Genomic DNA, 20,980 nt, shown 5'->3' on the forward strand with positions numbered 1-20,980 from the left:
AGGAACATGGGAAAAAAGTTGATCTCTCCTTATGTTGTAATCTTCGTCTCTCCCTTATTTATCGTATTAACGCTACTGCTGTCTGTGATGTATGGAGCCAAAACGATAGAATGGGAGACGGTAACTGCTAGCTTTTTTCATTTTGATGCTGGGAATGTGGATCATCAGGTCGTTTTAAACTCGCGTCTGCCCAGAGCGGTCGGCTCTATATTAATCGGTGCTTTTCTCGCGATTTCAGGAGCCATTATGCAAGGAATGACGCGGAACTTCTTGGCTTCACCCTCAATTATGGGCGTGTCGGATGGGGCGGCATTTGTGATCACCTTAATGATGATTCTCGCGCCAAACTCCACTTCGATGGGCCTGATCGGAAGTTCTTTTGTGGGGTCTGCTTTGGGAGTGGCTATTGTGTTTGGTTTAGCCTGGATGATTCCCGGCGGTCTTGCTCCGGTTCGTATGGCCATTTTGGGAACGATCATCGGCACGTTTTTAAGCAGCCTGTCGGCCGTTCTTTCCATTTATTTTAATGTATCGCAAAATGTAAGCTTCTGGTTTAACGCTCGTCTGCATCAGATGGATCCCGATATGATTCAATTGGCAATTCCCTTAGCTCTTGTGGCAATTGTGGGAGCGATGCTGCTGGCCAAGCCAATAACACTATTGTCGCTGGGCGACGACGTGGCCACAGGGCTGGGACAGCGGGCATTACCGGTCAAGCTGGGGGCCATGCTCTGTGTAGCATTGCTGACAGGTGTTTCTGTTGCGCTGGCAGGAAAAATTGCCTTCGTTGGCTTGTTGATTCCGCACATTACCCGATATTTAATCGGTGTAGATTACCGTTGGGTCATTCCATGCTCTGGATTGATCGGTGGTCTTTTTTTGGGCATGTCTGATGTGTTGAGCCGTTTTCTTAATTATCCGTTTGAAACGCCTATTGGTGTGGTTACCTCGGTCATTGGCATCCCTTTCTTTCTGTACTTAATACGTAGAAAAGGAGGGGGAGAGCATGCGTAAAATCAGTGCGAAACGTCTGTGGTTCGTCCTTTCAGGCGGGGCTGCGCTCATTTTAGCAGCCTCCTATGTCAGTCTGACCCATGGAGAGTTCGACATGACCCTACAGGAAGTAATTCAGACCTTGTTCCGTATTCACCCTACTCCGCAGTTGGATTTGGTGATTTTTGATTTTCGGCTACCGCGTATTGTGATTGCGGCCTTGGTCGGCTTAGGTCTGGGGATTGCTGGGGCGGCAGTACAGGGAGTTACACGAAATGGCTTGGCCGATCCCGGCATTTTAGGCATTAACGCAGGGGCGGGGGCAGCCATCGTCATATTTATGTTCTTTTACCAGGGACAAATGGAAACAACCGGCTGGACTGCAGCGCTGGCTATGCCCTTTTTCGGCTTGATTGGAGGTTTGATGGCTGCGCTGCTGATCTATTTATTTGCTTGGAAAGCAGGTCGTCTGGATCCGCAGCGGCTGCTTCTCGTAGGTATCGCGATTGGCTCTGGCTTCGGTTCCTTAAGCTTATATCTGTCGCTGAAAATGAAAGCCTCGGATTTCGAGATGGCGACAGTATGGATGTCGGGCAGTATTTGGAGTGCTGATTGGAAGCTGGTTGCTGCCGTAATTCCATGGCTCGTCATTTTAATTCCTGTTATTTGGCTGAAGTCATATGTTCTGGATCTATTTCAATTGCATGAACATACAGCTAAAAGTCTCGGGGTTGCGACCGAAAAGGAAAAGTCTATTCTTCTGTTGTCCAGCATTGGACTGGTGAGTGCCTGTGTGTCTGTTTCGGGAGGAATAGGCTTTGTAGGATTATTGTCTCCTCATATCGCCAGAAGGCTGGTTGGCCTTCATCATCGTTTTGTGATTCCTGTATGCGGTATGGTCGGTATGGTACTGGTGCTATTATCTGATTTTATTGCCAAAACGGTAGTTGCGCCTGCGGAAATTCCCGTTGGACTGATTATTGCGGTGATCGGGGTCCCATATTTTGTAGTCTTGCTTATGAAAAAAACGGCCTGATTTCATTAGAATTCAGGTTCTACAGGAGGTTATTCTCATTAAAAGCGTATTTACGCAAGCTAATCATTCCAGCGATGCTCACGGAGCCGTATGCGTTCCTCGTAGTCAGCATCGAGTGATGCACTCGCAGGCTGAAAACCGTGAGTATCATATTTATATTGCCATCCCTGCCGAGGAACCTCCTGTATCTGGTTATCCTATTATTTATGTGCTGGATGCCAATTCTGTTTTTGGAACCATGGTGGAAGCAGTGCGCGTTCAGGGTAGACGGCCCGAAAAAACAGGGGTTGTTCCAGCTATCATTGTAGGAATAGGCTATCCAACAGAGGCTCCATTTCATCCTTCACGATATTACGATCTTACACTGCCGGGGACGGCTGTGGAGCTTCCAATAAAGCCAAACGAAGATGCAGCTATAGAAAGCGGGGGCGCCGAGCATTTCTTATCATTTATTGAAGATGAGCTTAAGCCTATGATTGAGCGTGATTTTCCTATCGACCGCAGCCGACAGACGATCTTCGGGCATTCGCTTGGAGGACTGTTCGTATTACATACCCTGTTTACAAGACCAGACTCTTTTCAGGTGTATGTGGCGGGAAGTCCGTCTATACACTGGGGTGGACAAGCTATTAAGGATGAAGAGAAACAGTTTGTAGCTTCTATAGCTCAGAAGCATTGGACTAAAAAGCTGTTGATTGCTGTAGGGGAGTTAGAGGCTGGGCATTTTAGTGGCATGCAGGAAAAAGCCAGGGACTTAGCTGCGCGTCTAACGACTAGGGACAATCTAGGACTACACGTAGAGTACCGGGAATTTGCAGACGAAGGTCATATATCCGTGCTGCCGGTCTTGGTTAGCAGAGCGGTTCGTTTTGCTAGTGATTCTATTTAAATATGCAGATAGGTATACATTTTTGAAAGTGTTTTTATTAAAAAAATGCAAGAAATCTGAGGCTGTTTCCCCAACCGAGCATATCGGAGGGGAGCAGCCTTTATTTTTTTGTAAATGTCATATTGATATTATTGTTTAGTTGTGTTATTTTATTGTTAATAACAAATTGATAATAACAATTAATAATTAACAAGATGGTGGATACGATAAAGAAAGCGAGGAAGCGACGATGTTTGGATTTAATTTTGTTAAATTTCAACCCAGTGAATATGTCATGAAGGTGAAGAACGGGAAGGTGGTTCGAGAGGGTGTCGGGTTATCCTTTTATTACTACGCCCCGACCACCTCGGTCGTCGTCGTGCCGGTCTCTTCCATTGATGTACCGTTCATGTTTGAAGATATGACGAATGATTTCCAGGCAGTGACAGTGCAGGGACAACTGACTTATCGGATTGTGGATTACCGCAGAACGACGCAGATTTTAAACTACACGTATGATTTGAAGGAACGGCGCTACATTTCGGACGATCCAAGCAAGCTGGCCCAACGGGTGATTAACATTGCCAAGGTGCTTACCAAAAAGTATTTGGAACGTGTCCCACTCAAAGAAGCAGTTCAGTCCAGTGAACGTCTGGCCCAAAACATGACGAAGGATATTGCTCAGCATACAGAAATGGAGAAACTGGGCATTGAGGTCATGGGGCTGTCCATTTTGGCGATTTTACCCAATAAGGAGACGATGAGAGCACTGGAAGCGCAGGCGAGAGAGGAAATTCTTCGTAATGCGGATCACGCTTTGTATGAGCGTCGTAACGCATCCATTGAGCAGGAGCGCCGTGTAAAGGAAAATGAGCTGAATACGGAAATTGCAGTGGAGACGAAAAAAAGGCAGATCCGCGAAACCCAACTGGATGCCGAGCGTTCCGTAAAGCAAAAGCAAAGTGAGATGAAGGAGGAGCAATTGCGGTTCGACACGGCCTTGGAAGAGAAAAAACGCGAACTGATTGAGCTGACCGTAACGAATAAAAAGGCGGAAGCCGATGCCAAGGCCTATGAGCTGACAGCGGTGATGAAATCGTTGCAGGATGTCGAGCCCAACGTGCTTCAAGCTATGGCCAACATGGATATGAGCCCGGATAAGCTGATCGCGATCGCATTTCAGGAGCTCGCAGAAAATGCAGGGAAAATCGGTCAGTTGAATATTACACCGGATCTGCTACAAGGTCTCATGTCAGATATGGGAACAAACGGATCAGCAGGATCGAGAGGATCTGGAGGAAGAGCACGATGAACAACCGAATGACAGAGCAGAAGATTATTTTGGTGAAGCGTAAAACGCGACTGGAGGAACTGATTGTCCGATACAATACGGTGCAGCAGGCTCGCTTCTTTATGGAACGGCTTGGTGCGGATTTCAGTGATTATGTGCTGGAGGATGAAAATTACCGCAGGGCGGTGGCAACGGCAACGTCCGAGTTGTCGGCCTTGGGCCGTGTGCAGATTGTGGAACGGGAGCATGTGCCGAACTTTATTTTTGGTGAACAGGATACGGTGGTGGTACTGGGTCAGGATGGGCTGGTAGCCAACACGTTAAAATATTTGACCGAGCAGCCGCTAATCGGCGTGAATCCAGATCCATTGCGCTGGGACGGGGTATTGCTGCCATTTACTGTATCTGATCTGCGCTGGGTGGTGCCGGATGTGTTCGTGAACAGACGGCCGATTAAAGAGGTTACGTTGGCTAAGGCCCAACTGAATGATGGCCAATCCTTATATGCCGTGAACGATTTGTTCATTGGGCGCAAAACTCATGTTTCTGCGAGATATGAGTTGAGATTGGAGGATCAGGTAGAGCAGCAATCGTCCAGCGGTATTATCGTTTCCACGGGACTGGGGGCGACAGGCTGGCTGACCAGTGTGCTGGCTGGAGCGGCCGGTATTGTCGGCAGTGCTACACGGCATCCGGTCTCGCTGACTCCAGATCACCTGGTGTCAGGTGCTGCTTTTAGTCAGGAGGGGACAGTAGAAGGAATGGGACAGGATCATCGTGCAACCTGGAGCTCGCCATCGCTTTATTTTACGGTGAGAGAACCGTTTCCCAGTCGGACGACTGCTGCGGAGCTGGTGTTTGGACAGGTGGCAGTTGAAAGACCGCTGCGCATTGCTTCGCAGATGCCGGAGAATGGAGTTATTTTTAGTGATGGAGTGGAAAGCGACTTTCTGGAGTTTAATGCTGGCATTGAGGCGACCATTGGACCGGCGGAGAAAAAAGGGCATCTGGTCGTGTAGAGGTTTGTACAGGACAGCAATGGGTAATTATGAGTAAGGTACAACCATCAGATGAAATTAAAAAGGAGGAATCAACATGAGCGACCACACTCAAGACGAAGCGAAAATCCGCAACAAGAAGAACGAGGACGGAGATTCCTTGATGGAGAAAACGAAGCTAGACAACGGCGTGGATATCGAGCCTGAGGCTGATGAATGGATTGCGAAGCCCTCACCAGTATCATACGATGATACGAAATCCTCTTCGCAGAAATAAGACTCTTGCGTCTCAATAGAGCAGTGATGCAAAGACAGATGATCCTTAACCGGGTCATCTGTCTTTTTTTACAAATATTAATTAAATCTGGAATATACCTTCCATACTAGCTCACGACGGCTGCTTACCTCTGTTTTCAAGAAAATCGCTTTCAGATGATCCTGCACCGTGTAGGCCGTAATATGAAGTGCACTTGCCAGTTCCTTAGTAGAAAAGCCTTGGACAATGAGCCGTACAAGCTGTCTCTCTCGTTCAGTCCATGAGTAGATTTCAGCCATAAGCGGCAACATGTCAGTTGCTTTAGCAGGCTCAAACCATACGGCCAACTGCTTCTCGCCCATATGCTCGCGTCCGCCTTGCAGGAGAGTGGCTCTGATCGTGACCCAAGGGGTTTCAGCATCAGCGGAAGGGATACATAGTCTGGCTGGTGCAGTAGAAGTGGATAGCGCTCGCAAGCTTACCGCCCGGACAGAGGCTGGCAGCTCGCCATCATGGATTCCCTCTTGCTGCCGAAGCAGCTTTAGCCACTGTTCTGCTACTATATTGGACGAGAGGGGGGTTAGTTGAGTGGAAAGCGTCAGAACCCCTGGCTCCAGTTCATGTTCCATAATCATTGCGGAGACTGGAGATACACTGACACTAGTTTGACGCAGATGGTAGGCTATGGACGGCGCTAATGCTTCAAGCAGTTGTTGCTCTTCCGTGCTGAATACAGGCTTTCCATGGTGGCGGAACAACGTAAGAAATCCCCAGCAGCTTCCTTTGTACATAAATGGAACACGCAGCTCATCTCCGAATCCGGCGGGTTGCAAAACATTTCTAAAACGTGTGCTGCGATCCGGCTGGCCTTGTGTAGACCCATGAAGCGTCGCGATGGACTGCCCCTCTCGCACCAATTGATCGTATTTCATGATATCGTCGTGCAGATATTCGTATTCTAGTAGTTTGCTGTGAATGCCCTCTACACCCGACTCCGTAAATGCCCCCGTGGAAAGCAGCGTTCGCGGATCTACTGAGGTACAGCACGCCGCATCAAAAGAAATCTGAGTACGCAAGCGGTCGATTAGCGTGTGCTTGTAGGTGGGGGATGAGGGTGACTTACTTCCCATTTCCATGATTGGTTGTCGATTCTTCTTAAGCTGTGCAAATGGTGTATTATGTGCGTTCATCCTTTACTCCTATCGTGAAAGCTGGAGATTCTCAAAGCGCGATTATTAAATCCCACATTTGTGGGATGGTTTGGATATTCGTATTGTCTATATAATTGAGAATGATTCTTAATTAAATCTACAATAAACGAATGGTCGTTGAAGATCAAGGCTAAATGTTTGGAGGAGAGCACATATGAAGCAACCCCATATTGGAAATACCGACTCAAATCAACCTATGAGCTGGAATCATCCGAATGTGCATAAATACGCGGATACGATTGCTTTAAAAATACCTGGATATACCCATCTGTATGAGATGACAGATTGTTTGATAACCGCACAGCTTGAAGTGCAGGCTCATAACAAAAATATTGATCCGAATGTGCTGATTGTCGGAGCTGGGGGCGGTCAGGAACTGATTACGCTCGGAGGGCGGCATGAGGCATGGTCCTTTAGGGCAGTTGATCCCTCTGAGCACATGCTGGATTTGGCACGTCAACGTGTGACACAAGCGGGCATCGGTTCAAAAATATCATTTGTTACAGGTACGTTGGAAGAGTTGTCTGGAAAATCACCTAAAGAACAGTACGAAAAGCGCAGCGAAGAGTCATGCAGAGAACCGGTCTATGACGCTGCTACCTGCCTGCTGGTGCTTCATTTTCTTCAGAGCTTGGAAAATAAACAGGCATTGCTGCGCCAGATATCCGGTCGACTCAAGCCGGGTGCGCCTTTTTGCCTAGCTTCTATTAATGGGAATCCGCAGGATCCTTCTTTTTCCATCCAAATGCAGGCGTGGAAAGGCCATATGCTGAGTCAGGGTATTTCACTGGAGGATTGGGAACGATTCGCTGCTTCTATCGGTCGTGAGTCAAACCCGGTGTCCAATGCGGCAATTCAGGAACTGTTGATAGATGCAGGCTTTACTCGCATTATCCGGTATTATGGTGCTTTTTTAGTGAATGCATGGTTTGCGGTTAAAGAGGGAGAGACGGCTTATGACAAAGGATAATATCATCATCATTGGCGGGTATGGGCATGTTGGGAAAATTGTATGCACAGAGTTAAGTGAAATGTTCCCTGGCAAGGTATTTGCCGCAGGCCGTAGTCTGGAACGTGCCACTGCATTCAGCCAACAATCGAATGGCAAGATACGACCTTTGCAGCTTGATATTCATGAACCCATAGACCCGTCGATATTAGAGCAAGCTAAAATGATTATTATGTGTCTGGATCAGGACAATACAACCTTGGTACGCACCAGTCTTCAGCATGGCGTGCATTACATGGATATTACTGCGAATGCGGCCTTTTTGAGTCAGGTGGAGCAGTGTCATCAGGAGGCCCGAGCTTATCAGGTCACTGCATTGTTAAGTGTAGGATTAGCTCCAGGGCTAACCAATCTATTGGCTCTGCAAGCGACACAGCTCATGGATCAGACGGATGAATTGAACATATCTTTGATGCTGGGCTTGGGTGATCAACACGGTCAGGCTGCGATTGAGTGGACTGTAGATCAGATTCATACCGACTTGGAGGTGATAGAACAGGGACGTCCAGTGACTCGAAGAAGCTTTACTGACGGCATAGTAGCAGACTTTGGTGTAGGAGTGGGTCGTCATCGGGCGTATCGGTTTCCCTTTTCGGATCAGCAGACACTTCCACGTACGCTCAATATTCCTACAGTCAGCACACGCCTGTGCTTCGATTCGCGCTTGACCACCCGTCTTTTGGCAGGGCTCCGGACGATAGGAATATCAGGTCTGCTCCGACAGCCAACTGTTCGTGATGCAGTAGTTCGCAGCTTTGGCAAAGTGCATCTAGGAGGAAATGCTGTAGCGGTCAAGGTAGACACCCAAGGAACTCGCAATGGCAAGGAGACGAGGGTTGAATGCAGGCTAAGGGGACATCATCAGTCTGATTTGACTGCTAAAGCCGCCGTCTTTGCGGCGCTTGCCCTGTATCGTTCAGAACTTCCATATGGTGTTTTTCACATGGAGCAGATTTTTTCGTGGAATCGCATGCGGGCTTGGCTGGGACAGCAGGTAGACGTAGATATTCAGGTGAACGGACAGCAAGTATAAAAGTCATATATCTGAAAAAAGGACTCTCATATCATCCAAGCTTATTCGGCAATGCCTTGCGGATAGGTCTTGGATTTCTTTTCCTATTGGATTACACTAGAAGGAAGTACATATTTTTGGGAAAGACCAGAGGGGATGATATGAAATGTGGAATCCCTATGAACATAGTAGGCAGCATCCGCACGATTTTATAGTAGAATATCGATTTTACACACCGGAAGAAGGAGGCAGGAAACAACTGCCTATTCAGGGTTATCGCTGCGATTTTTCCTATGAGGGCGATGATATTACAACAACGGGAATTTATGCAATACATCCTGAGTTTGAAGATGAAGAGGGTCAATTGATCATGGATACCAGGCACCCGGTTCACCGGGAAGGTCAGGCAAGAATGTGGATTTTGTTTGGAGAAATGAGGGAAAAGGTACACCGACACCGGATACATGTAGGAACTAGGGGATATTTTATGGAAGGCCCACGCCGAGTCGGTGAAGTTGAAGTTACAAGTCTGGTAGGCCTCTTGACCAATCCGCTCGACTAAGCTGCTAGAATTCAATCAGAAGGTGCAATCAGACAGCGAATAGAGGTGTTCAATCGAAGATGGATGTCGCTTATATTATCGATCTATTACGTAAAGACGATGTAACCTTAACCCCAGGCTTATCCACCCAGGAGATTACTGAAGTCGAAGACAGGTATGATATTCACTTTCCGCCCGATTTAAGAGAGCTGCTGATGAACGTTCTTCCAATCGGTAAAAGCTTTATTCCTTGGAGAGATACGTCACCACAGCGAATGGGTGTCATTTGGGAAAGGCTGAATTGGCCGCTCGAAGGTATGATTTTTGATGTGGAGCAGAATATATTCTGGCCTTCCGAATGGGGAGAAAGACCAACAGATTTGCAGGAAGCCATTGATACGTGTAAACGTGAGTTTTTGCACGTGCCCAAGCTCATCCCCATCTATGGTCACCGATATATCCCAGAGCAGCCTTGTGAAGAAGGAAATCCGGTATTTTCAGTGTATCAAACGGATATTATCGTGTATGGAGAAAGTTTGCAGGAATATTTCAAGCAGGAATTTGGAGAGAAGACTTACGAACAGATTGATTTTGAGGCCGTAAAAACAGTTCGCTTTTGGAGTGATTTATGTAGTTGAAGCGTCGAATCGCTAGGAAGTTAAATAAGTCGAGGCAAAGGAAGGAGAGCATAAGGTGACGATGGAACAGGATTTGGAAGAAATCAAGGAAAGGCTAACCCAAATCGAGACAAAACTCGAACAAAAGTCGACTTCTAGCAAAATCCTGAAGTATATGGTCATCATTTTCTTGTCTATTTTTTTCTTGCTTCTTGTGATCGGAGTTCTTCAATTCGTCTCAAGCTGATCGTTATAAATTTACCGACAGAAAGGAGCTCGTTATGTCTATAGAAGCCATTATTTTTGATCTGGATAATACACTGATTCATCGCAAACAGGCATTTGCTGCATATACGGAGCGTTTTATAGAACGATTTATTGTGGCAGAAGAACCAGCCAGCCGTGCGGCTGTCGTTGAGCGAATACGTCTGGCGGATCAAGACGGGTATCGAGATAAGAGGGAACTGTATACCGAGCTGCATGCAGACCTGAAACTGAAAAATCCCGATACGACAGTACAGGAGATGCTAGGCTTTTGGTACGGTGAATTTCATAAGTTTACGGTCCTGATGGACGGAGCCAAGGAAGTGCTGTCCGAACTACGGTCTCGGGGCTTGAAGCTTGGTATTATTACCAACGGCTCACTCCGTACACAGCAGGCTAAGATTGACCGGGTTATGCTGAGAGATTATGTGGATTCCATTATCGTATCGGGTGGCGTCAACGTCGAGAAGCCTAATCCTCGTATTTTCGAGTTGGCACTGAAAGAGCTGGACATTGCCGAACCTGGTCATGCCTGTTACGTAGGCGATCATCCGACGAATGATATTCGTGGTGCGCAAAGTGCAGGGCTGCATACCATCTGGCTGGAAGGCTTTATGACGTGGAATGAAATGGACATTGTACCGGATCATCAGATTGGGAGTCTACGTGAAATCACTGGCTGGCTGGATCGTCTCAGCTATCCATCGAATATGGAGGAGGGGGCATCATGAGTAGGGAGCAGCAACCGAATCCCATTCTGTTATCGTTCCCGGAACAATTCCAGACGGAGCGATTGACCATACGTGCTCCACAGTGGGGCGATGGTGCGGCGGTCAATGAGGCGATACGCGAGAGTGTACATGAGCTGCGGCCTTGGCTTCCTTTTGCGAGAAATCTCCCTACGGTAGAGGAATCTGAAATCCGTTCACGCCAAGCCAGACTTAAATTTCTGGATCGGTCTGACATGGTGCTGTACGTATTTGATACGGCTTCAGGACAATTTGTAGCCAGCAGCGGTCTGCATCGAATGAATTGGGATGCACGAAGATTTGAAATTGGATATTGGCTCAGAACCTCATGGACTGGCAAAGGTATTATAACAGAGGCCGTGCATGGTGTTACGGATTTTGCCATACAGCATTTACATGCTAATCGGTTGGAGATTCTTTGTGATTCCAGAAATACGCGCAGCGCCAAGGTAGCGGAACGGGCAGGTTTTACATTAGAGGGGATTTTAAGGAATGTCGAGTGTGATGAAGAGGGGAATATGGTACACCATATGGTTTTTGCGAAAGTACGTGGTATTGAATTTTAGCAAGCGATTGTACGATATTGCGGGAGCTTATATGATTCATAATATGACGAAAAATACAGACAAGTTGGTGTGCATACAATGTGACATCAGCTTAAGGTTCAGCAATCTTGCAAGCGCTATCCCAAGAGGATGCTTTACGAAGTTTTATTAGAAGCTTGGCAGGTATTTTCCGGTGTTAGGAAAGGTAATTTAGTATGAGAAAATTTAGTAAGAGCAGCAGTAGGGGAATTAATCAGGAAATAAAGGAAAAGTTCCACTGGAAGGCTCGCGCTGCGTATCTGGTTGCCGTGCTGGTCATGATCTTGTTGGGCTTGGGAAGCAGGGCTTTCTCCACCCAGTTACCTGCATTCGTTGCCAATCACTTTGGGGATGCCTTGTGGGCATGCATGATTTATTTTGGGCTGAGAATGTTGTGGGTGAACCGTCAGTTGTCTATAGCCCTTTGGGGCAGTATGCTGTTTTGCTTCGCTATTGAATTCAGTCAGATGTACCAGACTCCCTGGATAAACCACATTCGGGCGACCACCCTGGGCGGCCTAGTGCTTGGCAAAGGGTTTCTGACCGTGGATCTGATCAGGTACACGGTTGGTATTGTGGTATCCTGGGTACTGGACCAGGGCTGCCAAAGGCTGGTGGGGATCAATAGACGTATGGACGATGACAAACCACTCAAATAATCTGAGAAGCGAGGGTTGCGCTTGAAACAAAAGGGAAAGCATCACAGGTCGTTCGGTAAGATGATTGGGTTATGCGTAGGGTTCAGCTTGTTGTTTGCAACCATACTTATTCCAGGGCAGGCATTAGCGGAAAAGCAGCTTGCGGCGCCTCTTCGTTTTGATTTTGGTCCTGGGGATGTGGCTGACGGCTACACTCAGGTCACTGCTAAGGATGCTTACACGCCTGAGCGTGGCTATGGATTTACCGATCTTTCCAAGGTAAATGGAGAGAATCGTGGTGGAAGTGATGCTATCCGCTCAGATTTTGTTCGTGTTCAAGGCTCATCATTTGTCGTCAATTTACCACCTGCGGATTACACGCTTTCTCTGATTGCCGGAGATATTGCCGGAAACACGGACATTATGGTTAAAGCCGAATCCATTGTTAAAGTAGAGCCTACTGCCAAAACAGCAGGACAATTTGTCGAGGCTGGGTTTGAGCTTGCACTCATCGACGGTCAGCTCGAATTGTATTTCTCAGGAAATGAAGCGAAGATCAACGCTTTGGTTATCACTCCCAAGGGAGCTCGAACGGCTGGAGAACATCCTTCCGTATACCTTGCGGGAGATTCTACGGTTCAAACCTATAAATCCTCGATGAAGCCTCAGGCAGGCTGGGGGCAAATGATTGCGCCGTTCTTTACAGATGAGACTATTTTTGTGAACCGTTCTATTGGTGGACGTAGCACGAAGACTTTTTTGGTTCAAGGGCGGTTAGATGATATTTTACGGAATATCCGTCCAGGAGATTATCTATTCATACAGTTTGGGCATAATGATGCCGCGATCAATAATCAGGAGCGTTATGTTTCACCGGCCGATTACAAAGTATACTTGAAAACGTACATCCAAGGAGCCACTCAACGCGGTGCGGTACCTGTGCTAATTACTCCTGTAGGCCGCCGCGATTATGATGCAGCAAGTGCTTCGTTTCGGATTAGTTTCCCGGAATATGTGCAGGCCATGAAGGAAACAGCATCAGAGACGGGTGTTGCACTGGTCGATCTTAGTCAATTGAGTGTAGCCTACTATGATACATTAGGCCTGGAAGGAACACTTCCACTATTTTTACATTTGGAGCCAGGTGTGTATTCTGCATTTCCTGATGGCGTGAAGGATGATACACATTTTCAGGAGTATGGTGCGGAGCAAATAGCCCGCTTGGTAGCCCAAGGGGTTCGTGATTTGAATATTCCTCTATCCTCTTATGTAAAGGCAGAGAATCTGCAATAGCACCGAGTTTCCATAACCATGATATACTCAGAAAATAAGCTGGCCCTACCCAAACCCAGCATGATTTAGGCTTGGGTGGGGCTTTAATGTTCTGGACTTTAAGGAGGAAGTAGTATGACAGTCGCTCAACTTCATAATCTTATTAACGGTCAACTCCTGCATAATCAGCATCGGAGTTTATTTTATATGCGCGAGGGTTCTGTTCTGTTAGGACCTTCAACGGAAATGACGTACTGGCTGACGCAGCGAAGCTCGGAACTGATCCTCATGCTTCAAAGCTTGAAGCGCCAGCATACGTATCATGTTTTTGTGAAGGATGTAGCGGCCAAAATACTGTCCCAGTTTGTAAATACCAATCAGTATCTACATTTTCACACAGATCATGCGAGGGAACTTACGGAGCTGTATGATCGATTCTTCACCCGGATTGAAAAGCTGTTCCAAAAGAAATCTATAGCAGGGGCAACTCTGGACTTACTACTCCAGCAGCATTATGGGCATTTGAGAGATTTTTTAACTCGTACCAATGGACGTGAAGTGTTCGCTAAGTATGCAGAGAATGAATATACCTTTTGGGTACCTTGTGAGGAATATACACCGGAGTTGCAAGCGAATCTGCTAGGATTGGACATTGCTCGTTTGCAAGAGCCTGTTCTAGATGTTGGTTGCGGATCAGAGGCACGGTTGGTTACTTATTTACGTGCCTACGGAATTGAGGCATACGGAACAGATCGGCTGGCTGAAACAGACGGTTGTATCACCCAAGGAGATTGGTTAGCGACTACTTATGAAGAAAGTAGATGGGGAACGATCGTTTCACATATGGCATTCTCCAATCATTTTATGCATCATCATCTGAAGGCAGATGGTAATATCCATGAGTACGCTCGTAAATATATGGAATTGCTTAAAGCCATTCGGCCAGGAGGGAGCTTTATCTACAGCCCGTGCCTCCCGTTTATGGAAGAGCTTTTGGATGCCCAAATGGGTTATCAAGTAGAGTATATCCAGTCATATGAAGGTTATAGAGCTACGAAGATAACGCGTATACATTCATAAGTGCTAGTATCAGCCATTTGTCAGATTCACTCTTGGAATGGTAGTATAAGGATAGATATTACTCTATTTGGGATTCTGTTAATGATCAGGATTCTCATGTCGTTGATTTGATAGCATAGTTGCCCTGAATAATAAATTATTGTATAGATAACGGAATTTTTCAGGGAAGATTAAACCATATTTTCCTAAAAGCCGATATATGGAAATGAGGCGAAAACACACTGTTATTATGCCCGCCGCAAAATGGATGTAATAATTGGGTTAGGAGAGTAGAAGAAGTGTCCGATCTGTATACAAAAAAAGAAGTAGAAGATTATGTAACGAACGTGGCTTTCGAACGACCTTTAGGTGTAAGCATTTCAGCTATTTTACTGATTTTTAATGGAGCACTCCTGTTGGTGACACAGCTATTGACGCTTAATGCATTAAATGAGGCTTCTACGTTGTTAGGCATGTGCAGGGGCATGTTTCAAGGATTTATCGCGTTGCTCGGTCTGGCAGGAACGGCTGCCGGTATTGGTATGTTGTTCGGTAAGAAGTGGGCTTGGTGGCTGGCATTATTTTATTTTACATATGAGACCATGCGTTATGCGTGTGCAATTCTGTTTATTCCCGATATCTCTCCAGCGTTAGGCGGTGTGCAGCTAAGTCCTGCTTTTTACTACCTTAAATATGGTATGCGTATTATTTGGAATTTATTTTTTACGTTGTTTATGTGTCGTAGTACCGTGACCAGCTTTTTTCAAACAAGTGAAATCAACAAATGGAGAGCATGCACCGCATTATTCTTCATCAATGGAGTAGTGGTGGGGATCGGCTGGTGGTTGACAAGATAGGTTCTTCGATGTGAAGGAGAGATGAATAATGACAATGGAAACGTTTCCGACTTTGGTAACCGATCGGCTTTATTTAAGGCAGCTTACATTAGCAGACGCGGAGGACATATTCAACTATTTCTCCAGAGATGAGGTTACTAAATTTTATGATTTGGAAAGCTTTACGAAGGTAGAGCAAGCTGAGAAATTTATTCGTTCCATGCTAACCAGATATGAGAAGCAAGAGGGATTTCGCTGGGGGATTACGTTAAAAGAAGCTCCTGAGCGGGTGGTGGGTACAATTGGATTTCATAACTGGCAGAAGGAACACTCCCGTATCGAAATCGGCTATGAGCTGGCACCGGAATACTGGCGGCAGGGCCTGATGACAGCAGCGATGAAGGTGGTGGTGGATTACGGCTTTCAATTGCCGCAGGTTCACCGTATAGAAGCCTTCATTGATCCAGATAACGAAGGCTCCAGACGGCTATTGCTCAAAAGTGGCTTTACTAAAGAGGGGCACTTGAGAGATTACTTTTATGAAAAAGGTCAGTTTGTTGACGCTGTTGTTTTTGGCTATCTTCGCAAGGAGTTTTCTGCGGAGCAGTAAATTTACAAATATCCTTTGTCCCCGTAAGGCTGGAGTCGATCAAGCCAGGTCTGCTCCAGCTTTGCCAGCGCGTCTTTGACATCAAAGAATTCCGAATCCTTTTTCTTCAAAACATCCAGCACTTCAAATTCAAACGAATCTTCGCCGTACTCATTCCATTCCTGTTGTAGTTGTTTATTCTTAAATCCACCCATATTTAGCTCAAAACGGCGTCCATTCAGCGATTTTAAATTCGGCGTGGAAGCAATGAAAATTTTTCCATTATGTGTATTGCGAATGCAATAGATTCCTGCCTCTGTCTTCATCTCCATGTATTGCTGAACTAGTTCTTTTCTTCGATCCATTGTCGAATCCTCCTATTTTATAAGCGCCTAGCTTCAAGATTCCTTCAACCAATATTCACTGCCATCCGGTTTGCGATCCAATAGACCATATTCAATCATATATCTTCGCACCGTGACATAATCGTCATATACTTCCTGTAAAATCGCATTGATATCTTTCTCATGATATATTTGTCCCTTCACAAAACGGCTCGCAATTTCACGCAGTACAATCAGCTTGTGCTTTTCTTGCATTTTAAAGGTCTTTAGCCGCCCGTCTGTCCCATTCGGAAAATACTTCGTGAGTACCTTGAGCCTTTCGTCTTCTGTAATGTTGTAACGTTCGTCTACCATCCGTGCTTGTACGGGTACTTCTACCATGGCGGGAGCGTGGCGATCTTTCTCCTTTAACAGTTCCATTAATGTGAGAAATACCTTGGACTGCCGTTCTTTTTCCTTGAGACCAAAGCGATGATTGCGTATGGTGGATGCACTGCCGATTCCGGTTTCCTTTTGAATATCCGCATCGCCCATCCCTTGATAAAATAACTGAAGCAACCGATTTTGATGATCCGTCAGTCCAGTTAGCTTTTTATCCAGACCGATCAAATAGTCAAAGACCGAACCGTACGTCCGCTCAATATGAAGGCGCATATACCGCTCCGCGTCATAAAATACCCCTTGATCCTGATATATGATACCTTGCTCGTATCGTTGTCCGTCCAAGAGGCAAACTACCTGCTCTCCTTGGCGAATATATCCACGCTTCAGTTCTTCAATATCAGCATTCCAGAATAGTTCGGAATGATCCATTTTAGCAAACACCTCAATCAAATGATGATTATTTTATAGACAATATAACATTTTGTTTATTGTAAATCAATGAGTGGATATTTTTTAAGATCTCGACAATGTTCGCTATATACAAAAGGGAATTAGGTTTGTTATTATATGTAAATTATTGAATTGCATTAAGACTGGATAGTTTCTATTTATTGTAATAAGGTGGATTGGTAAACAATGAACATAATGCGATTAGAAGAAGTCATAGAGAGTGGAGATTTAAAGGTAGCGATAAGGATTATAGAGGATGTGGGTGAAAAGCTGGATCATACATTCACTCCAATATTATTGAGTTATTTGGCAACAACGGATAGTGCATTGCTCAGAAATGTAATCGCCATTACGTTAGCTGATCTAGGAGACAGTGAAGCGGTGCTGCCACTTATTGACTTGTTAAGAAGTCCTAAGACGAAAGGGAATAGAGGAACACTGTTATATGCTCTAGAATTTTTTGACGTATCTACTCATGTTGTGGTGCTGGTAGATTTACTGGATGATACCTTTGAAGCGAGTAGACAATCCTATCAACTGATAAGTACCGTGCAAGATAAAATCTCTGAGGCTCAAAAGGAGCTATGTAGACAAATGATAAGAAGAAAGCTGGGCGATCATAAAAATAAATATAAGCGTGACTTTTTGCTAGAATCTTTAGAGCTTTTTACATAAGACCTTTAACCTTATTCCTTAAAATTATTGTTGGGAGGTATGATATAAATTGAGACAGAGATTTGCTGTTATGGACGATGAAAGTGGGCTCACAGTTGGTTATTGTCGAGATGTGGTTGGGTTAACGGGTGATATTATGGTTGGAACGAATGAAAAGGTCATTTTTGAGCAATTTGAATTTAACGAAGAATTCATAAAAAACATAGCAAAGACAAAACAATCTGTATCCAACTTGTACATTGCTATTTTAGATGATGAAGAAAAAGTGATTGGAAGCTATCATTATCACCTACCTGAATCCTATATAATCCATAAACCAAATTATAGTAAAGGAAACTTCAATCTGGAGTTAACAGGCATACTTGAAACGAAGCCCTCCCCTGTGGAATTAAGATTATGGGAGTTATTAAAGTGCGCTCAGTCGCTTGAAAATAATATATGGCAAGGCTTTTCTAAAGAAGAACGGTCTGGATGGCTAAACGTGACTAGAATACATTCTGCATCTAATTGTTTTCAATCTTCCAGACTGGATAAACGAGGAGATGTCTACACCTTAGACGGGAAACACATATTTGATTTTACAACATTTTTTATAGCACTTGGGGAAGCGATTAATGGGCCTGGAGGGTACTTTGGATTTAGCTTGGACAGTATATCGGACTGTCTCTGTGGAGGTTTTGGGGTAGTAGGACCGTTCACAATCCATTGGCAAAACGCACATTATTTCTTGGAAAGATTCGAGGAAGAATGGGATCAAGAAGAGAGATACTATAGATTTTCACCACAGCAATATTTTATGGATCTTTTAACGATCTTAGTATCAGGTGGTGTTACCGTGAATTTTTCTTCGAATTAAGCTAGCAAAGCAAAAAGGGAATTTTGAAATGGAATATAAATTAATGCATCCATCTTATACAGGGAGGAATATATTTAAAGTTTGCGTATGACTATTTTAGCGAATGTATCAGTTGTTGACTAATAAATATGAGCGGATTTAAGGAGAACTAAAACCCCAATCAGCTCCCAATAATATGTTTTGCTTCTGCTTAGATGTAGGTGGCTGAGGTTCTTCCAAGCCATATTGCTCTGCTAGTCTCTCTTTCGTTTTTTGATCTATGACAAGGTCATTCTGTGCAAAGGTGAAGCACATAGGAATGCTTAGCTGTACTAAAAAAAGTAATACTACTGCTCCGATAATTATTTTTTTGCTCTGCATGGATAGCTCCTGTGATCTCCAATTTTGGCCTATACTTTTTGCGTCACTCAGACTAAATAATTCCTTTACAGGTTTTTGTGACCAGATTATAATGGTAAATAACAGCAACGATTGACATACACTGGTTTATCGGGGTATAGCGCAGCTAGGTAGCGCGCGCCCTTGGGGTGGGTGAGGTCGTGGGTTCGAATCCCGCTACTCCGATTATAATCCAAATGTCCTGCTGGTGCAGATAATGTGCCTGCCGGGCATTTTTTTGTATATTACATATATCCTATCGCTCTTTGTCGCTACTGGGTTTTGACGAGCTAGCCGTATGTAACGAATGTATGTACTTGTGAAGCATTGAGGGGAGATAGGATGAAACCACTTCTGCACGGGATTGGGAGGCAGAAGTGGCAAATCAACATTCCCTTCAATACTACCATTTATGACTTTTTTAATTTGCCTATAAAGATTCCTGAAGGGCCTTAGAAGAAGTGCTGTAATCAGCATAACGGGGAAGCACAATAGTGTAGTATATGCCTACCATAACGGTACAAACCCCAACTAATAAAAACAAGAGCTCAATTGAAATAAATGAAGGAAAGCTTACAGCAATGAAACCTAATGTAAGAGACTGAGACAGCATCATTAACGGATTAATCAAACCTTGCACACGTCCCATCATTTGAGGATCTACAATACGAGGCAGCCATCCTCCTATACCAATGTTAATGAACGGAAGGATCAGTGCAATGACAAAATTGATAATCATAAAAGCATAGAGGTGGTTAACAAAACCAAGTATGCACATGCCTATTCCAGCTACCAGAACTCCGGCTGCAATCATTTGGTGTAGCTTTAGCTTGGCGGAGATGAGCGAAGCGATTAGTGTACCAAGCAACACACCAGCTCCAAAAATAATACCTGTCCAAACCATATACTGCTCATAGTTGCCTGGAGCTAGCTTATATTTAAGGATAAACATCGGTAAAACGCTAAAACCACCATTTAAAATACCGAACATAAAAAAGCCTGAAACCAACCAAAGCAATAGTCTGTTGCGTAATATGTAAAGAAACCCTTGTTTAAAATCGATCATGACAAGTTTGAATTTTAATTGTTTAAATTGATGTGCACCGTTCGGAAGGCGTACTTCCTCGGGAATTTTGCAAGAACGAATGAGCAGTGCAGACACAATAAAAGAAATAGCATCAATGAGGATGGCTCCAGTAATTCCAAAGTGCCAGTAAACGACGGCCCCCAGAGTTCCTCCAAATAACATGAAAAGACTCCCCATCATTTGATTGAGGCCTGCGGCAATGGTGTAATCATCTTCGCTTAATATCCCCTGTATAATGGCACTTTCGGCTGGAAAGAAAAACTTGGAGGCAGCACTACGGATGAAGAGGAGGGCAAATACCAAAGGAATCGAATCGATCCAAATAAAAACAAGCAAGCATAAGGATAAAAAGGCGCTAATCCAGTCACAATTAACAGCAATTTTTTGTCTGTCCATCCGATCTGCCAGCACTCCAACCACGAGAAATACTACCAGCATCGGGAGCGAATACATTAACTCGGCAAGTGTTGCATAGTAAGGCTGATTTGTAAACCGTTTCAACAAATAAAACATGAATGCAGTAACTCCGATAATTCCTCCCATTTGTGAGGCGAAGGTTGCCAGAAAAAATCTGACATAATTCTTGTTTCTGAGTATTTGTTTTAGTCCAGTCACAGTTCCATCCCTTTCGCTTTCAAAGCGGTTTTTAGATGCCTAAGTAAAATAATAGTGAAAAGTAGGAAAATTGTACAGAAAAGTGACTTTAATGTCACTTTAAGTTTGAATTTGCATCGTATCGGCAACTTAAATAACCAGCCATCGGTTGATATCCGACAGCTGGTTATTTAAGTTGCCATGTGCTTGATTCCTGAATCACAAAAGGGTGTCAATCTCCAATCTTAATTAAGCTAAATCCTCGCCATTTATAGCGATTACTTTTATATACCAGTCACAGATTTAAGTTCGTGATTAGGATATCCGTTTATATCACATCCTAATCTTTAATTGATAAAGACTACAGAATTACAGAATAGCCCGATTCA

25 protein-coding genes and 1 tRNA gene are annotated in these 20,980 nt (G+C 44.8%); 21 read left to right on the forward strand and 5 right to left on the reverse strand.

All coding sequences use genetic code 11. The features are described from left to right. Positions 1-6: 6 nt before the first annotated feature. From PPM_RS06830 to PPM_RS06855, 6 genes are all read left to right on the forward strand, one after another. Positions 7-1,014 (forward strand): FecCD family ABC transporter permease, encoded by a 1,008-nt coding sequence (locus PPM_RS06830; RefSeq protein WP_013370033.1) that lies wholly within the window; start codon positions 7-9, stop codon positions 1,012-1,014. Then, the gene (locus tag PPM_RS06835) at positions 1,007-2,029 is read left to right on the forward strand and encodes a FecCD family ABC transporter permease (RefSeq protein WP_013370034.1); all 1,023 of its coding nucleotides are present in this window, start codon (positions 1,007-1,009) and stop codon (positions 2,027-2,029) included. The genes PPM_RS06830 and PPM_RS06835 overlap by 8 nt, the downstream gene beginning before the upstream one ends. Positions 2,030-2,147: 118 nt before the next feature. Then, a complete protein-coding gene (locus PPM_RS06840) occupies positions 2,148-2,918 on the forward strand; it encodes an alpha/beta hydrolase (protein ID WP_013370035.1) in 771 nt (256 codons plus the stop codon). A 229-nt stretch (positions 2,919-3,147) separates the two neighbouring features. Next, on the forward strand, positions 3,148-4,209 hold the full coding sequence (locus PPM_RS06845) for an SPFH domain-containing protein (protein ID WP_013370037.1): 1,062 nt from the start codon (positions 3,148-3,150) through the stop codon (positions 4,207-4,209). Continuing rightward, positions 4,206-5,207: a sugar kinase gene (locus PPM_RS06850; RefSeq protein ID WP_013370038.1), complete on the forward strand. Its 1,002-nt coding sequence runs from the start codon at positions 4,206-4,208 to the stop codon at positions 5,205-5,207. The genes PPM_RS06845 and PPM_RS06850 overlap by 4 nt, the downstream gene beginning before the upstream one ends. Before the next feature lie 76 nt (positions 5,208-5,283). Further along, positions 5,284-5,463: a hypothetical protein gene (locus PPM_RS06855; protein WP_013370039.1), complete on the forward strand. Its 180-nt coding sequence runs from the start codon at positions 5,284-5,286 to the stop codon at positions 5,461-5,463. Positions 5,464-5,540: 77 nt separating this feature from the next. On the opposite strand, the gene PPM_RS06860 is transcribed toward PPM_RS06855, so the two are convergent. Then, positions 5,541-6,632: a LuxR C-terminal-related transcriptional regulator gene (locus PPM_RS06860; protein ID WP_013370040.1), complete on the reverse strand. Its 1,092-nt coding sequence runs from the start codon at positions 6,630-6,632 to the stop codon at positions 5,541-5,543. A gap of 175 nt (positions 6,633-6,807) precedes the next feature. Between PPM_RS06860 and PPM_RS06865 the strand changes: the two genes are divergently transcribed. From PPM_RS06865 to PPM_RS06915, 12 genes are all read left to right on the forward strand, one after another. Continuing rightward, a complete protein-coding gene (locus PPM_RS06865) occupies positions 6,808-7,623 on the forward strand; it encodes a class I SAM-dependent methyltransferase (RefSeq protein ID WP_013370041.1) in 816 nt (271 codons plus the stop codon). Next, complete coding sequence (locus PPM_RS06870; protein ID WP_013370042.1) at positions 7,610-8,695, forward strand: saccharopine dehydrogenase family protein; 1,086 nt, start codon at positions 7,610-7,612, stop codon at positions 8,693-8,695. Before PPM_RS06865 ends, PPM_RS06870 begins: the two co-directional genes overlap by 14 nt. A 145-nt stretch (positions 8,696-8,840) precedes the next feature. Then, the gene (locus tag PPM_RS06875) at positions 8,841-9,236 is read left to right on the forward strand and encodes a hypothetical protein (RefSeq protein WP_013370043.1); all 396 of its coding nucleotides are present in this window, start codon (positions 8,841-8,843) and stop codon (positions 9,234-9,236) included. 59 nt (positions 9,237-9,295) lie between these two features. Continuing rightward, positions 9,296-9,853, forward strand: coding sequence for a hypothetical protein (locus PPM_RS06880; protein ID WP_013370044.1), 558 nt, complete (start codon positions 9,296-9,298; stop codon positions 9,851-9,853). 55 nt (positions 9,854-9,908) lie between these two features. Continuing rightward, the gene (locus tag PPM_RS29570; RefSeq protein ID WP_013370046.1) at positions 9,909-10,079 is read left to right on the forward strand and encodes a hypothetical protein; all 171 of its coding nucleotides are present in this window, start codon (positions 9,909-9,911) and stop codon (positions 10,077-10,079) included. A 34-nt stretch (positions 10,080-10,113) separates the two neighbouring features. Continuing rightward, positions 10,114-10,827: an HAD family hydrolase gene (locus tag PPM_RS06885; protein ID WP_013370047.1), complete on the forward strand. Its 714-nt coding sequence runs from the start codon at positions 10,114-10,116 to the stop codon at positions 10,825-10,827. Then, a complete protein-coding gene (locus PPM_RS06890; protein ID WP_013370048.1) occupies positions 10,824-11,411 on the forward strand; it encodes a GNAT family N-acetyltransferase in 588 nt (195 codons plus the stop codon). Before PPM_RS06885 ends, PPM_RS06890 begins: the two co-directional genes overlap by 4 nt. A 194-nt stretch (positions 11,412-11,605) precedes the next feature. Beyond that, positions 11,606-12,088, forward strand: a complete 483-nt coding sequence (locus PPM_RS06895; protein ID WP_013370049.1) for a DUF2809 domain-containing protein — start codon at positions 11,606-11,608, stop codon at positions 12,086-12,088. A 60-nt stretch (positions 12,089-12,148) separates the two neighbouring features. Next, positions 12,149-13,360 carry a rhamnogalacturonan acetylesterase gene (locus PPM_RS06900; RefSeq protein ID WP_013370050.1) on the forward strand — a complete coding sequence of 404 codons (1,212 nt, stop codon included), beginning with the start codon at positions 12,149-12,151 and terminating at the stop codon, positions 13,358-13,360. Between the two features lie 114 nt (positions 13,361-13,474). Further along, positions 13,475-14,419, forward strand: coding sequence for a class I SAM-dependent methyltransferase (locus tag PPM_RS06905; protein WP_013370051.1), 945 nt, complete (start codon positions 13,475-13,477; stop codon positions 14,417-14,419). Between the two features lie 278 nt (positions 14,420-14,697). After that, complete coding sequence (locus PPM_RS06910; RefSeq protein ID WP_013370052.1) at positions 14,698-15,255, forward strand: hypothetical protein; 558 nt, start codon at positions 14,698-14,700, stop codon at positions 15,253-15,255. Positions 15,256-15,283: 28 nt separating this feature from the next. After that, the gene (locus PPM_RS06915; RefSeq protein WP_013370053.1) at positions 15,284-15,844 is read left to right on the forward strand and encodes a GNAT family N-acetyltransferase; all 561 of its coding nucleotides are present in this window, start codon (positions 15,284-15,286) and stop codon (positions 15,842-15,844) included. A gap of 2 nt (positions 15,845-15,846) precedes the next feature. Here PPM_RS06915 and PPM_RS06920 read toward each other — a convergent pair whose 3' ends face one another. Together PPM_RS06920 and PPM_RS06925 are read right to left on the reverse strand one after the other, a co-directional pair. Further along, positions 15,847-16,188 carry a GIY-YIG nuclease family protein gene (locus tag PPM_RS06920; RefSeq protein WP_013370054.1) on the reverse strand — a complete coding sequence of 114 codons (342 nt, stop codon included), beginning with the start codon at positions 16,186-16,188 and terminating at the stop codon, positions 15,847-15,849. 33 nt (positions 16,189-16,221) lie between these two features. Beyond that, positions 16,222-16,980 (reverse strand): DUF2087 domain-containing protein, encoded by a 759-nt coding sequence (locus tag PPM_RS06925; protein WP_013370055.1) that lies wholly within the window; start codon positions 16,978-16,980, stop codon positions 16,222-16,224. 207 nt (positions 16,981-17,187) lie between these two features. Between PPM_RS06925 and PPM_RS06930 the strand changes: the two genes are divergently transcribed. Both PPM_RS06930 and PPM_RS06935 read left to right on the forward strand, forming a co-directional pair. Continuing rightward, a complete protein-coding gene (locus PPM_RS06930; RefSeq protein ID WP_013370056.1) occupies positions 17,188-17,676 on the forward strand; it encodes a HEAT repeat domain-containing protein in 489 nt (162 codons plus the stop codon). 49 nt (positions 17,677-17,725) lie between these two features. Next, the gene (locus PPM_RS06935; RefSeq protein WP_013370057.1) at positions 17,726-18,532 is read left to right on the forward strand and encodes a barstar family protein; all 807 of its coding nucleotides are present in this window, start codon (positions 17,726-17,728) and stop codon (positions 18,530-18,532) included. Positions 18,533-18,670: 138 nt separating this feature from the next. Here the strand turns inward: PPM_RS06935 and PPM_RS06940 are convergent, their stop codons facing one another. Beyond that, positions 18,671-18,892, reverse strand: a complete 222-nt coding sequence (locus tag PPM_RS06940; protein WP_228392890.1) for a hypothetical protein — start codon at positions 18,890-18,892, stop codon at positions 18,671-18,673. A 130-nt stretch (positions 18,893-19,022) separates the two neighbouring features. On the opposite strand from PPM_RS06940, the gene PPM_RS06945 reads away from it, so the two are divergent. Then, positions 19,023-19,096, forward strand: a tRNA-Pro gene (locus tag PPM_RS06945). Positions 19,097-19,340: 244 nt separating this feature from the next. Here PPM_RS06945 and PPM_RS06950 read toward each other — a convergent pair. Further along, positions 19,341-20,612: an MFS transporter gene (locus PPM_RS06950; protein WP_014599564.1), complete on the reverse strand. Its 1,272-nt coding sequence runs from the start codon at positions 20,610-20,612 to the stop codon at positions 19,341-19,343. Between the last annotated feature and the right edge of the window lie 368 nt (positions 20,613-20,980).

Origin of the sequence: Paenibacillus polymyxa M1 (assembly GCF_000237325.1) — a bacterium.
In the GTDB taxonomy this organism is placed as follows: domain Bacteria; phylum Bacillota; class Bacilli; order Paenibacillales; family Paenibacillaceae; genus Paenibacillus; species Paenibacillus polymyxa_C.

Excerpts from the sequence above, each read along its gene's own strand:
- PPM_RS06915 (WP_013370053.1), top strand. The coding sequence starts at position 15,284 with ATGACAATGGAAACGTTTCCGACTTTGGTAACCGATCGGCTTTATTTA.
- PPM_RS06845 (WP_013370037.1), top strand. The coding sequence starts at position 3,148 with ATGTTTGGATTTAATTTTGTTAAATTTCAACCCAGTGAATATGTCATG.
- PPM_RS06920 (WP_013370054.1), bottom strand. The coding sequence starts at position 16,188 with ATGGATCGAAGAAAAGAACTAGTTCAGCAATACATGGAGATGAAGACA.
- PPM_RS06870 (WP_013370042.1), top strand. The coding sequence starts at position 7,610 with ATGACAAAGGATAATATCATCATCATTGGCGGGTATGGGCATGTTGGG.
- PPM_RS06860 (WP_013370040.1), bottom strand. The coding sequence starts at position 6,632 with ATGAACGCACATAATACACCATTTGCACAGCTTAAGAAGAATCGACAA.
- PPM_RS06840 (WP_013370035.1), top strand. The coding sequence starts at position 2,148 with ATGCACTCGCAGGCTGAAAACCGTGAGTATCATATTTATATTGCCATC.
- PPM_RS06855 (WP_013370039.1), top strand. The coding sequence starts at position 5,284 with ATGAGCGACCACACTCAAGACGAAGCGAAAATCCGCAACAAGAAGAAC.
- PPM_RS06890 (WP_013370048.1), top strand. The coding sequence starts at position 10,824 with ATGAGTAGGGAGCAGCAACCGAATCCCATTCTGTTATCGTTCCCGGAA.
- PPM_RS06885 (WP_013370047.1), top strand. The coding sequence starts at position 10,114 with ATGTCTATAGAAGCCATTATTTTTGATCTGGATAATACACTGATTCAT.
- PPM_RS06900 (WP_013370050.1), top strand. The coding sequence starts at position 12,149 with ATGATTGGGTTATGCGTAGGGTTCAGCTTGTTGTTTGCAACCATACTT.
- PPM_RS06865 (WP_013370041.1), top strand. The coding sequence starts at position 6,808 with ATGAAGCAACCCCATATTGGAAATACCGACTCAAATCAACCTATGAGC.
- PPM_RS06850 (WP_013370038.1), top strand. The coding sequence starts at position 4,206 with ATGAACAACCGAATGACAGAGCAGAAGATTATTTTGGTGAAGCGTAAA.
- PPM_RS06895 (WP_013370049.1), top strand. The coding sequence starts at position 11,606 with ATGAGAAAATTTAGTAAGAGCAGCAGTAGGGGAATTAATCAGGAAATA.
- PPM_RS06925 (WP_013370055.1), bottom strand. The coding sequence starts at position 16,980 with ATGGATCATTCCGAACTATTCTGGAATGCTGATATTGAAGAACTGAAG.
- PPM_RS06880 (WP_013370044.1), top strand. The coding sequence starts at position 9,296 with ATGGATGTCGCTTATATTATCGATCTATTACGTAAAGACGATGTAACC.
- PPM_RS06905 (WP_013370051.1), top strand. The coding sequence starts at position 13,475 with ATGACAGTCGCTCAACTTCATAATCTTATTAACGGTCAACTCCTGCAT.
- PPM_RS06940 (WP_228392890.1), bottom strand. The coding sequence starts at position 18,892 with ATGCAGAGCAAAAAAATAATTATCGGAGCAGTAGTATTACTTTTTTTA.
- PPM_RS06875 (WP_013370043.1), top strand. The coding sequence starts at position 8,841 with ATGTGGAATCCCTATGAACATAGTAGGCAGCATCCGCACGATTTTATA.
- PPM_RS06830 (WP_013370033.1), top strand. The coding sequence starts at position 7 with ATGGGAAAAAAGTTGATCTCTCCTTATGTTGTAATCTTCGTCTCTCCC.
- PPM_RS06835 (WP_013370034.1), top strand. The coding sequence starts at position 1,007 with ATGCGTAAAATCAGTGCGAAACGTCTGTGGTTCGTCCTTTCAGGCGGG.
- PPM_RS06930 (WP_013370056.1), top strand. The coding sequence starts at position 17,188 with ATGAACATAATGCGATTAGAAGAAGTCATAGAGAGTGGAGATTTAAAG.